A 759-nucleotide genomic window follows, 5' to 3' on the forward strand; every position below is an offset into this window, starting at 1 on the left:
AGGCGGTCCAGAAAGCCGGTGATCTCCAGCTCGGCGCGATGATCCTGCCAGCTGTGATCCTGCCAGCTGTCGCCTTGCCTTTGGGGAGCATCGCGCCCGCCAAGGACAAGGTGTTGCAGCCCCCGCTCAACGCCGGGGCCCGCAGTGAAATGAAGAGCGCTGTGAGCACGCCCTTCACTGCCGCCGCCTGGGCCTCCCTCATGCGGGGATCGGAACACATCGTCAGCGGAAGAAAACCCGGCAGAAGACCGTCTGGTGCGCGCGTGTTGCCACAGGCCAAGGAGGCGATCCTTTACCGCTCTCACCTTGCTTGCGACATATCCGGCCATCGGTCAGCCTCCAGGTCGTTGGTCATGTGGAGCACGTCTCGCATTCACTGAATTGCTCGACGTACTCAAAATAATTTGCTTTGCCGCGTTTCCGGACGGCGAACCGGTATCCACTTCGCCTGAAAACGCTCCAGAACCGCCCACCGTAAAAAAGGGTGCGGCAAATGGCCGGTCCGGAGGCAGCGCCTGCGCGCTGCACCCGGACAGGCTTCAAATAAAAAGGCGGCTCCAGGCTGCGGGGGTAGAGTGCCACCCGGAGCCGCAGTCAAGGGATCTGAAGAGACAGGCAAGAGACGTCAATTCCAGGTTCCCCAAAAGCTCGTTGGATCAGTTTGCCCAACCGACACACCGCCAGTCAGGCCACATGATCAGGCCACATGATCAGGCAGCCACCTAAACGACCGGAGCGCGCCAGTCGTCAGATCCGGAC

Annotated in this window: 1 protein-coding gene; it reads right to left on the reverse strand. The window is 61.3% G+C overall.

Going from position 1 to position 759, the window contains the following annotated elements:
* The coding region (locus F0155_RS23220; protein WP_150526936.1) for a hypothetical protein at positions 1–329 on the reverse strand (329 nt) is incomplete at its 3' end.
* Between the last annotated feature and the right edge of the window lie 430 nt (positions 330–759).

The organism is Roseibium sediminis (assembly GCF_008711325.1).
Classification (GTDB): Bacteria; Pseudomonadota; Alphaproteobacteria; order Rhizobiales; family Stappiaceae; genus Roseibium; species Roseibium sediminis.